This is a genomic window from Tildeniella sp. (assembly GCF_059505325.1).
This window is the reverse complement of sequence record NZ_JCACKI010000066.1, coordinates 26,748-37,724: the sequence shown is the minus strand read 5'-3', so window position 1 is coordinate 37,724 and position 10,977 is coordinate 26,748. Positions and strand designations below refer to the sequence as shown.

General features: G+C 49.1%; 15 protein-coding genes. 14 read left to right on the top strand and 1 reads right to left on the bottom strand.

Annotated features, from left to right (window positions below; translation table 11 throughout):
* The 12 genes from AC5JO6_RS23115 to AC5JO6_RS23060 all read left to right on the top strand — a co-directional run.
* The coding region (locus AC5JO6_RS23115) for a hypothetical protein (RefSeq protein ID WP_496083388.1) at window positions 1-346 on the top strand (346 nt) is incomplete at its 5' end.
* A gap of 72 nt (window positions 347-418) precedes the next feature.
* On the top strand, window positions 419-715 hold the full coding sequence (locus tag AC5JO6_RS23110; protein WP_496083387.1) for a hypothetical protein: 297 nt from the start codon (window positions 419-421) through the stop codon (window positions 713-715).
* Between the two features lie 31 nt (window positions 716-746).
* Window positions 747-2,126: a recombination directionality factor gene (locus AC5JO6_RS23105; RefSeq protein WP_496083386.1), complete on the top strand. Its 1,380-nt coding sequence runs from the start codon at window positions 747-749 to the stop codon at window positions 2,124-2,126.
* Window positions 2,127-3,029 (top strand): competence protein CoiA family protein, encoded by a 903-nt coding sequence (locus tag AC5JO6_RS23100; RefSeq protein WP_496083385.1) that lies wholly within the window; start codon window positions 2,127-2,129, stop codon window positions 3,027-3,029.
* 48 nt (window positions 3,030-3,077) lie between these two features.
* Entirely contained in the window at window positions 3,078-3,236 is a 159-nt protein-coding gene (locus AC5JO6_RS23095) for a hypothetical protein (protein WP_496083384.1), read from the top strand.
* Between the two features lie 10 nt (window positions 3,237-3,246).
* Entirely contained in the window at window positions 3,247-6,171 is a 2,925-nt protein-coding gene (locus AC5JO6_RS23090) for an AAA family ATPase (RefSeq protein WP_496083383.1), read from the top strand.
* Window positions 6,171-8,165 carry a DNA polymerase gene (locus AC5JO6_RS23085; RefSeq protein ID WP_496083382.1) on the top strand — a complete coding sequence of 665 codons (1,995 nt, stop codon included), beginning with the start codon at window positions 6,171-6,173 and terminating at the stop codon, window positions 8,163-8,165. Before AC5JO6_RS23090 ends, AC5JO6_RS23085 begins: the two co-directional genes overlap by 1 nt.
* Before the next feature lie 11 nt (window positions 8,166-8,176).
* Complete coding sequence (locus AC5JO6_RS23080) at window positions 8,177-8,377, top strand: hypothetical protein (RefSeq protein ID WP_496083381.1); 201 nt, start codon at window positions 8,177-8,179, stop codon at window positions 8,375-8,377.
* Window positions 8,374-8,841, top strand: coding sequence for a RusA family crossover junction endodeoxyribonuclease (locus AC5JO6_RS23075; protein WP_496083380.1), 468 nt, complete (start codon window positions 8,374-8,376; stop codon window positions 8,839-8,841). Before AC5JO6_RS23080 ends, AC5JO6_RS23075 begins: the two co-directional genes overlap by 4 nt.
* The gene (locus AC5JO6_RS23070) at window positions 8,838-9,005 is read left to right on the top strand and encodes a hypothetical protein (RefSeq protein WP_496083379.1); all 168 of its coding nucleotides are present in this window, start codon (window positions 8,838-8,840) and stop codon (window positions 9,003-9,005) included. The genes AC5JO6_RS23075 and AC5JO6_RS23070 overlap by 4 nt, the downstream gene beginning before the upstream one ends.
* A gap of 44 nt (window positions 9,006-9,049) precedes the next feature.
* Entirely contained in the window at window positions 9,050-9,337 is a 288-nt protein-coding gene (locus AC5JO6_RS23065) for a hypothetical protein (protein WP_496083378.1), read from the top strand.
* Between the two features lie 184 nt (window positions 9,338-9,521).
* Complete coding sequence (locus AC5JO6_RS23060; RefSeq protein ID WP_496083377.1) at window positions 9,522-10,031, top strand: hypothetical protein; 510 nt, start codon at window positions 9,522-9,524, stop codon at window positions 10,029-10,031.
* 210 nt (window positions 10,032-10,241) lie between these two features.
* Here the strand turns inward: AC5JO6_RS23060 and AC5JO6_RS23055 are convergent, their stop codons facing one another.
* Entirely contained in the window at window positions 10,242-10,427 is a 186-nt protein-coding gene (locus AC5JO6_RS23055) for a hypothetical protein (protein WP_496083376.1), read from the bottom strand.
* Window positions 10,428-10,432: 5 nt separating this feature from the next.
* On the opposite strand from AC5JO6_RS23055, the gene AC5JO6_RS23050 reads away from it, so the two are divergent.
* Together AC5JO6_RS23050 and AC5JO6_RS23045 are read left to right on the top strand one after the other, a co-directional pair.
* A complete protein-coding gene (locus AC5JO6_RS23050; RefSeq protein ID WP_496083375.1) occupies window positions 10,433-10,720 on the top strand; it encodes a hypothetical protein in 288 nt (95 codons plus the stop codon).
* Window positions 10,717-10,929, top strand: coding sequence for a hypothetical protein (locus AC5JO6_RS23045; RefSeq protein ID WP_496083374.1), 213 nt, complete (start codon window positions 10,717-10,719; stop codon window positions 10,927-10,929). The genes AC5JO6_RS23050 and AC5JO6_RS23045 overlap by 4 nt, the downstream gene beginning before the upstream one ends.
* Window positions 10,930-10,977: the final 48 nt, after the last annotated feature.

Sequence of the window (10,977 nt, the reverse complement as noted above, 5' to 3'; positions counted from 1 at the left end):
GCGTGGTGCCAACCTGAGTGGTGCGATCGGTATTGGCAAGAAATCTGCTTATTCAGTAGAGCTAGTGAAACAAATTGCAGAGATTGTCTTAGTTGATAACTTAAAGCTGCAAATGGATTCAGTACACGTCTGCGAAACAACTCACTGTTTAGCGGGTTGGGTCTGCACCTTGGATCAAACCGCTAAAACATTAGAGCCAATTATCGGATGGAATGCTGCTGCATGTTTGGCAGTGCCGATTCCTGAATTTACAAGCTTGTTTTTTGCGAATAACGATAAGGCGATCGCATTCCTCAAGCAAGTGCAGAGCGGCGAAATCGATTTGAGCGCGAAAGTAACCGCCTAGTTTCCTTGTGTGTACCGGGCCTTAGCAGGTGCGATCGCCCTTTCTTCTCTTCACTCTTTACCTCTAAAAGCCATGCCTACAGCAACACAAACTGAATGGATCAATCAGTACCACCCTGAATGGTGGCTGATGTGGGGTGCGCTGCGCGATCGCTTACAAGCAACGCAAGACCCTGAACGCTGGCAAGAGATTTTTGATGATTGTCAGTATATGGGGCGATCGGCTCACTCCAATACGCACTGCTTCCGATCTAAAGCTTTTGGCAGAGAGTACTACCACATTGATTGCTCTCCGAACTTTAGCTATCCGCTCAGTGCAGACGAGTTCGTGCTTGAGAGTGGAGCAATTTTAACCCAGATTAATTTTTAAGCAATCTATCAACCTTACGAGGATCAGAGCAATGCCAATTTTAGGCAAAACGGATGTAGCTACAGCGCAAGAGACGATCAACCTAGATGTAGTCGGGCGTGTGTGGGTTGGCGATGCCAAAACGGACAACAGCGCTGGCAAGACATTGGGTGAGAAGTTTCGCATTGAGTGCAACGATCGCACTCGCGGCATCTTCAAAGAGCACTACGGCAGCGATCGACCCGATAAGTTAAACATCTTTCTGCCCTATGCTACGCCAGATGAGTGCTACCACACCTGGTACGAGTCCTACACGGCTCAAGGATTCCAGCACCGTTGCAACGGGGAGCGGATTGTCCAGAAGATGTGCCAAACCCCTTACAAGGGGCTGAAAGGTGAGCAGAAAATTGCGTTTGAGCGGAAGGACGTTAACGAGCCTTGCTTGAAAGGTGATGAGCCTGAATGCGCTACTTGTGGCAAAGGTAACGGTCGATTTTTCTTCTACGTCCGTGAACTCTACGCCGCTGGTATGGGTGCCACAAAAGCGTGGATGATGAGCGTTTCAGGCACTCATAATCTAACAGGTTTACACGCTCAACTATGCGCTTTATACAAACAGTATGGAGCATTAGACGTAAGCCCTGTACCATCACCCTGGACGTATGGTTTTATTCCCTACACGCTCACCAGAGTAGAGAAGAAAATCATGCGACCTAATGCCGAGAAGGGCACTGTAAACGGCAAAACGGTTTACAACCAGACAGGCGCACGATCGAAGGGTTCCTATTGGGCTTTATCCCTTTCCGAAGACCCTGAATGGTTAGCCACACTGCAGAAATTCATGGCAATCAAAGAAGTACAACGGCTAGGGGGAGGAGCCGACGCGATCGCGCTCATTGGTGGCAATATCCCTGTGATGCAAGGCTATCAAGAAACTTCAATCTGGGGGCAGACTGAGCGACAGATCAAGAATGCTACCAACACTTTGCAAATTGCAAGCGCGATCGATGTGGTGCGTGATGAAGTTTCACAAGGCAATATGCCGCCCGATGCTATAACTGAAGCTGAAGGTTTAGCGGCTGATTACGTAGCAGTTGAAAAGCCAAAAGCAAAGCCTAAGAAACAAGCAACTGCGTCTGCTCAAAACGAAGGCGATAAAGTCTTAGAAAAGTTTCAAGGGCTGTTAGTAAAAGCCGCTACGATCGAGCAAGTTAACTTAGCGCAAGAGTGGCTACGCAAGCCCGACAAATGGAGCACGATCGCGCAGCTTCCAGGTATTGAAGCTCAGGTAATGCAGTCAATCCGCGATCGCATTCTGGAGCTTGGCACGGTCAAAGTATCGCCGCCATCTTTGGATGATGAGGGAGAGGATGCGATCGAGGTTGAAGCGGCGATTCCTGACGAATATGCAGATTTTGATGAGGAGGAATAAATGGTACTCACTGCCAGAGTCGCTGGCACTGGTGAGCGGATTGCGGCATCTGATTTTGATTCAGGGCACGCAATCCGCATGAAATACCAGAAAGACCAGCTAATCTCACCCTTTCCAGATTGCGACACACCCGTTTTTGTTCGTGACAGAGGAGGCTTTACGCTTCACTTTGTTCACAAGACGGCACCAAGAACGAATTTTAACTACCACCCTGAATCTGTTGAGCATCTACGCGGCAAACAACTAATCGCAGAATCATTCCGAGCAGACATAGCAGATGTTAGCGAAGCCGAAGTCACATTTGAATACCCGATTGGCGATCGCATTGCAGACGTAGCTGTGATTTACCCGACAGGGTGGGTGAGGGTCGGGGAATGTCAGTTAGTGTATGACTCAAGCGGTGACGACGTTGAGTTTGACATAGACGATCCGACCTATGGTGACGGGTTAACAATCCGCTATTTGCTAAAGCCACTTAAAGATGAGTCGTGGCAGCGAGAAGAAGAAGCTTGCACAGACAGCATCACTTACAGGCAGCTAACAGCTAAAGCGATCGCCCACCAAGCGCTGAAGGTGCAGATTGGTTACACACAAGAGACATTTAAGACCGTAGAGCGCACATACGGTAACAGCATCTTACGGTCATCGTTTTATCGATCGCTGGAAATCTGGGGTGCTCTTTCTACCCAGGAGATTCAACGGGCATTAAAAGCAACGCCTCAAGGCAAGCGATCGATCGCTGGTCTACTTGGTGCTGCTAATAATCATGGTTTGGTCAAAACGCCAGAAGGCAAATGGCAAGCTAACGCAGAACTGATTGAGCGTAGCCACTTGCAACCGTTGCCGATCGCTGGCATTGCGGCAGCAAAGTCTAGAGCACTTCAACTGAAGAAAAAGGCGTAGCACTAACTACGCCAGTCCCCCATTCGTCGTCTTTCTAGGTACATCCAAATGGTTGAACAAAAAGTATCAGGTTTAGGGTTCGCTAAGCAACCCGCTCAAGGCAATAACGAAGTCAAGATAGTTGTGCGTTGGTTAGTCGCAAATGGTTATCCAGCCTTACCAGTCGCACCATTTCAAGATCATAGCAAATTCCCTGCTAAAACATAGGTACATCCAAATGGTTGAACAAAAAGTATCAGGTTTAGGGTTCGCTAAGCAACCCGCTCAAGGCAATAACGAAGTCAAGATAGTTGTGCGTTGGTTAGTCGCAAATGGTTATCCAGCCTTACCAGTCGCACCATTTCAAGATCATAGCAAATTCCCTGCTAAAACAAAAGATGGTGCAATCAAGCGTGATGCAGACGGCAATCCGATTCCTGCTTTCACTGGTAAGAATCCAAGCTACATCGATCGCGACGGTAACCCACGGCTAGTTAACCACAATAAGTTCCAAGACCAGTTACCGACTCGTGAAGACCTTAGCCGCTGGTTTGCCAACCCAATCAACGGCGTAGGGACTCTGGGCGGCTGGAATGATACTTACTGGATTGACCCTGACCTGAAAGACTTTGATGGCAACCAGGATGAACTTGATACTTGGTTCTACGGCATTCTCAATACACATGAGGCTTTACAGTCTTCGTGGTGGGAAAAGACACACTCTGGCGGTTTCCGTTTAGCAGTCAAGCTTGACCAGGCACCGGGCTATACAAACTTTGCTCTAGAGACTGGCGGCAAACAGCGCGGACAAGTTTTAGGAGCTGGGCGCTTTACGGTTTTGGCTCCGACTGTGGGACCATCCGGCACCCCATACATCAACTACCACCGTGACGAGCCAGTTTTCATTGAGTCGCTGGAAGACTTGGGTATTTACCCAGTTAGGCAGCGAGATCAAACGGTTAGCGATCGCACCATTAACCGTACTGCTTATGTGCCTGGTGCCCTCCGTCTGGGAGAGTTAGGCAACCAGTTTTCTAAAGACTTGCTGCAAGGAAAGCTAGAGGGCGACGATCGCTCAGCAGCACTAACCAGAGCAGCACAAGAATGGTACGGCTGGGAGAACTTCTGCCGACGCTATCAGCTTGCGTATAGTGGCACCACAGAAGACTTAGCAGCCGTCGCATGGCAGCGCATCGACAACGGGCAGGATGATGGCAAATGGGAGCGCATTCTGAAGACAATCAGCCCGACTGAATGCCACAGCAGTAGCGAACACGCGGGCGGCAATGAAGAAGGTAACTGGCTACGGATACTGAAGCTCGATCGCAACGTATTTGAGCAGCATTGCCCCGATGCAGTCAAGCAGTCGCTTAAGGAAGCGAAAGAAGCCAGAGCACAGGCAGCAAAAGTTGAGGCAGAAACGGATAAACCCGCTGATGTGCCTAGCGAAAAGACAGCCGACAATACGATCGCAGGCAGAGCCAATCGTTTAAAGCTGGAACTACAGCGATACCTGCAAGAACCTGACCCGATCATGCGTTTGATCATGCGTAGCGAAGTTTGCGCGGTACATCGCATCACTAAGCAGGATTTCACTGAGCAAATTATCAAACTGGAAGCCGATAACCACCCAGTCAAGCAAAGCCGCTACTCAGGTCTAGACTTTTTCAGCAAAGGCAGTGAAGCTCTCAACTTCCTAATCTCACGCTTTTTGCCTGCTGGTGAGTCCATTCTTTTATCTGCCCCTGCTGGTGCTGGTAAGACAAATTTACTAGCAGACATGATTCACGCTGCTTTAAGCAAAGGCACATTTTTAGAAGAGCAAGCCGCTAAAGAGTGCAAGGTACTGTTTATCAGTTGTGATGAGTCGGAGCATTCCACCATGCGACGCTTAAAGCTACGTGGTGTAGATATGCTCAAACTTGAAAACTTTAAGGTGTGGACTGATCTTGACATTACAAACCTCTCGGACCTGGAAGAAGAACTAGAAGACTGGCGACCGGATGTAGTCTTTATCGACTCAGTAACCACTATTTGCATGAATGTCGGTGTCTCTGAGAAAGACCCTGAGTTTGCACGCTATCTCTACAAGCTTAAAGGGTTGTTGAGCCGTTACGGGGCATCTGGGGTGCTCACACACCACGCGAACAAGGACCCACTAGCTAGAGGCATTAACAAAATCTCTGGCTCTGCTCGTATACCTGCTGCTTTCTGGGGTTGCTACACGCTCGATCGCGTTGATCAACAAAACCCCGCTAACCCTTTCCGTTTATTGGAACTGGTCAAAGGTCGTGAAGTGCAGGAGTTCAAGGTCAAGATCACCATCAATCAGCGGCAAGAGTGGGGAACGCTTGGCATCTACACATTGCTTGATGAAGATGGCTCTGAAAGTTCCTTTAAGACAAAGGCTCGATCGGTTCTTAAAGTGCTAGCTGCGATCGCACCAAAAGGCATGGAGTTTTCTGAAATCAACGATCGCTTAAACATGGGTAAAGAACTCTATAGGGTTCTTGATCGGATGGAAGAATCTAGACAAATTACACGGCGGCGATCGTCTACTGACAAACGAAGGTGGGTTTATGCGCTGCCTGAAGGTGTGACAGTTAGTGGTTTAGATGATGAAGGGGACACCCCCCCTAGTGATCTAATGAGAACATCTTCTAAAAACGCTGAAACCTATACAGAGCAAGGAGAAATTTATTCACAAAACTATTCGCAAACTATTCTCACTGCGAATAACGAAGAACAGTGGGAAGAAGCTTGGGAAGAATCTGCGAATAATTTTTCTTCATACACAGAGCCATTTTCAGCTGATTCAGAAACATCTTCTCAGGAAGTGACGGGGGGGGAGGGGTCAGAAGATAAAGCAACTCAGCCAAATGTGACAGTTAGCACTCAAACATTGCCTAAAGCAGCCAAGCCACAAGGTAAGACAATCCCTGCTCAAGAAGTGGTTTCAATAGGTCGGTTTAAGGTTGGCGATCGCGTTGCTTTGGTCAATCCCGACTCTGCTACAGCATGGGTAAACAGCAAGGGTGCTCAAATCACACGGCTTTATAGCTCCGTCAAAGCACGCCTAGAGATGGTTAATACCGAGATTAATCTGAGTGATTTGTTGCTATGGGATGAGTACGAAGCTATGCAGGAAGGAGGTTGGGCTTAATGCTGACCCACCAACACTCCTTACTGTTTGCAGACGTGCCGCTTAACAGTGGCATCATCTACAGTCGTACAGCCAGCACCAGACAGATAGCTAAGTTCATTGATGTTTGGTCAGATGCTACAGCGGTAGCCGTAGACATTGAAACCTATGGCGAAGGCGAGATGGATGGGTTAGACCCCTGGAAAGGGCTAATCCGTACCATTCAGGTTGGTTTACGTGATGGCTCTTGCCTGATTGCTGATTTAGGCGGTTGGGAAGACGATCGCGCTACTCTCATCAGTCGTCTAGAGTCACTTGGTTTCTTTGCTCAACTCAAAGCCAGCGTTGAATCTAAAGACCAGTGGACTGTAGGGCACAACCTGAACTTTGATCTTCAGTGGCTGATCAAGCTCTACGGCTTCAAACCTTGGAAGTGTGCCGATACCATGCTGTTGTCTCAGATTTACTGGGCAGGCATTGAGCAGTACCGCCATAGCTTGAAAGCAGTCTGTGAGCGGCTGGGGTTTGAGATTGATCAGTCACAGCAGCGATCGGACTGGGGCTGGGCGCTAACCAACGAACAGCTAAATTATGCAGCCTACGACACCACCGTGTTGTTTAAGGTGTGGCAGAAGCTGGGGCTAATGTGTACAGAGCAAGGGTTATCTAACACTTGCCTTGCAGAGTTTGGGGCGTTGCCAGCGTTTGCTGAGATGAGCGTGTACGGCTTCCCCGCCGATCGCACCGCACTTGAAAATATTACGCAGCAATACCAGTCAGCAGCGGACGAAATAGCTAAGCCATTCAATGCCACGTTCCCCGGTCTGTCAGTGGATGACAACGCCAAACTGCCACCAGCAATTCGTGAAAAGCTCAGTATCAACGTCGATAAGACTGATAAGGAAGCGCTGAACCCACATCGATCGCACCCTGTTATTTCATCACTACTGGCTACCCGGTCGATCGGTGCCTACCTGGATTATTTAGCGAACTGCAAACTCGCTTACCGAGACGGAGCCATCAGGGGTGGCTACCGCCAATGCGCTCCACAAGGGCGAGGTAGGAGTACGTCAGGCAAGTCTAACGGAGTGCCATCGGTTAACCTCCAGAACCCCCCTAATCCATCAAAAGCCTGTCCTGAAGTAGCAGTCTTGCATTTGCCACCGGTGCGATCGCTCTTTCGTCCGCCTGCTGGTTACAAACTTCTGGTAGTAGATTACTCGGCTGCCCATGCCCGGATTGCGGCTGAAACGACAGGCGATAAGTTGTTCCAAGCGAGCTATATCGATGATGTGGATGTTCATGCGATCGTCGCTGCCAAGCTTTCTACCCTAGCAGACCGCAACTGGACCCGTGAGCAAATCAGCGCGATCCGCAAGCAAAAGGACGCTGAAGGGAAATTAGCTACCACACTACGGAACATTGCTAAAAACGTGTTCTATGGTTGGCTGAATGGGGCTGGTGCTAAGAAAACTGCTGCCACTGTTGAGATTGGTGGTTTCCGTTGCACGGTTGAGTTTGCCCAGAGCATCATTGACTTGCTGCAAGCTAGCTTTTCAGGAGTCAAGCAGTATCACGATCGCGTTAAGCGTTCCATCCGTACAGACAAAGTGTGGTTTGAAGGGTGCAAACTTCCCTACACATGGGCTGTAGGGCTATCCGGTCGGCGTGTGTTCCTGCCCATTTGGGAGGCTAAAGAGGGTGGCTACGGTGGTGCTAAACCGACTGATGCCGTGATGGTTGCTTGGATGACAGTTGAGGCTGACAGCATCAAAACTGCGATGCACCAAATCCGGTTAGCGGCTGAGGTTAACCCTGAATGGGGCTTGAGGCTTTGCAACATTAACCACGATGAATTGAATTGCCTTTGCAAGGAAGAACACGCAGAAGCAGCAGGCTATGCCGTTTGGCTGGCAATGCAGTCTGCACTTGCCTATTTTGTTCGCAGCATTCCCGCTTACGAAAATCCGTACAGCGCTGAGAGCGTTGTCTGTAGTGATTGGTCAGAGAAGTAATTGGAGGCTTTATGGAACCACTAGAACAGCTTTTAAGTGATTGGCTTGACGAGACATTTGCAGATGAGCCGGAAACCGCTGACGGTATTCGTTCACACATGCACTGCTGCGGCGATGAGCATTGCAAAAATCAGCCAGTGCATTTTGACAATGACGGTGATGGCTACTGTCTGACGCATTGGGATTATAGGCAGGAGGATTTAGCAGCGTGATTACACAATTTTCCATCCCTTTACCACCGACACTGAACGAACAGATCAACCAGGCGCGATCGCACTGGACAAAAAGCGCCCGCACGAAAGATCAATGGTCCGCTGCTGTAGCCAGGGCTGCCAGTGGTTCCCATCAGTTCTCTGCTGACGTGTGGATCACCCTTGATTTTGTCTTACAGCGCTATACATCACGCGATTGGGATAACACGGTGGCATCAGCCAAGTTCATCCTCGACGGGCTGAAAGATGCAGGCACGATCGCTGATGACAGCTTCTCAGTGGTGCAGGCTGTGACACCGTTCTTTCGCCCTGCTGTGAAGGTGGGTAGAAAGCTTGAGGAGGAGTGCGTAACGGTCACGGTAAGCGATCGCCCCTTGCGTGAAATCATTCGGTTCCCTGTCGTGGTTGGCGCTGCAATACCTCAAACTATTCGCGCTAATTCCAACATTGGAGGTGCCGCATGACGATCGCACTCCTCATCCTCCTCGCACTCCCCACCGTCGCTTTTTGCCAAGCCGCGATCGGCTATTGGCAGACGACCAACAAACTCAAGGCGATTTCAGACATTGAGGCAGACCGTAGACAACTGGAAGCGCTTTATCAGAAATCACCTGGCATCGAAAAGTAAAAAGGCGATCGCGTCTTTCAACCCAACCGCCAAACCCAAAAATTATGACCACCACCATGAATGATACTTGTTCCGTTCAATTGCCCGCTGATTTATTGGCACGGCTGCGTACTCGCAAAAAAATAAAAGGCTACAGCTACACAGCAATTGATCGTGACGCTGCTAGGTTTTTTGGCATCAAGCCAAACAGTATCTGCGGCACGACTTGGTGGAATGAAACTATTGATGCATTAGATCTGCTTGAACCAAATTGGCGTGGTTTTCCAGCCCCTGAAACAAATATGGCAATGACTAAAGTTTTGGTCGATCGTAGTGCGAGGGACGCATCATGAACACACAATCAACCCCACAAGAGCGAGTTTTAGAGGCGATCGCTCAAGCCAAGCAAACAGCGATCGCTAGCGGTACTTACAAAATCCGCCAGTATCAAGTTTGTAAGTTAGCTGGTGTGAGTGATAAATACTTTTGCTATGGCACAGCCCCATCTGTTGCTGCCAGAGAAGCGTATGAAAAGCCGTGCAGGAGCTGCAAAAATTCACGGCTAAGCATCACAAGGTTGTCATGCAGACGATCGCCAATGCTCAAGCAAAGGCGCTTGCCACCAAAACGCCCATGCCCGATCGTAAGTCAATCTTGCGAGAGGCTTGTGTCCATAACAGTTATTTCAACAAAGAAACTGCTGATGCTCAAGAGGCTCTTGCTGCCTATGAAGCCGCGATCGCTCAGGTTGGTAGTGCACCTAGACCATCCAAAGCAGAGCAACAATTAGCCGCGCCGATACAGGCAACTTTGCCCCAGCCACCAAGCAAGAAACAGCAGTTATTAGGGCATCTCAAGTGGCAATCAATCCACCTTTCACGATTGCCAAAATTATTGGCTGTGACACCAGCAAAAGCAGAAGCGATCGCACAGCAATTGCTTAACGATGGGTTGGTAGAGATTAAGCGCTACCCGGAAAAGATTGACCCCAAAAGAGAGTTCAATCGATTGGTTTTGAAACAGCAACAGGAGAAGGAAGCAGCATGACTCAACAACTTTTAGCAATTAAGGAACGACCGATTTTATTTTCTGGAGCAATGGTAAGAGCCATTTTGGAGGGACGGAAGACGCAGACGAGACGGGTGATTAAGCCTCGGCCCCGCATTTCATCGATTGGGAATTTTGACGGTTTTACATTTGACCAAGACGTTCAGTGTTGGATGGAGTTCTACTACAGCGACGGGCACCGAGTTAAGTCTAGTTTTCGATCTGATCTGAAATGCCCATACGGGCAGACATGCGATCGGCTTTGGTGCCGTGAGACTTGGCGATCAGCCTTGTCTGAAACGCACGAGTGCTTTGCCTATCGTGCAGACATGAAATATCGCTGTGGTAAATCAGTCCCAGAACCTGATTGCAATACAGCAGGATGGAAGCCGTCAATCTTCATGCCGCGTTCTGTTTGTCGACTCGTCCTCGAAGTGACAGATATTCGCGTGCAACGACTCAAAGATATCAGTGAATCAGACGCGATTGCTGAAGGTGTTGAGCGAGACGGCGACGGTTGGAAGTGCTACGGCAATTGTGCAGACCACGCTACAGGGCATGACAAACGCACCAGTGCTACTGCTTCATTTATGTCGCTTTGGGATTCTATCAACGCTGAAAAGCATCCGTGGGATTCTAATCCTTTCGTCTGGATTGTTTCATTCAGACGGCTAGAGGAAGCGGTATGAACCAACTATCAGAATGCCCCTTTGAGTTGCGCGATCGCTACCTCTGGGCAAAACTCATCTACCAACTTAAGTGCGAATTAGCACAGTCAAGAAAAATTACAACAGGAGCGATCTCGCATGAAATTGTCAGAACTAATGACGAAATTACAAGAAGTACACAGCGAACATGGCGATCTAGAAATAGTCTACCCATGTTCACCAAACCCTGATTACTCTGATGTCACCACACCGCAATCAAGGGGTTTGGAGGAGTTCTA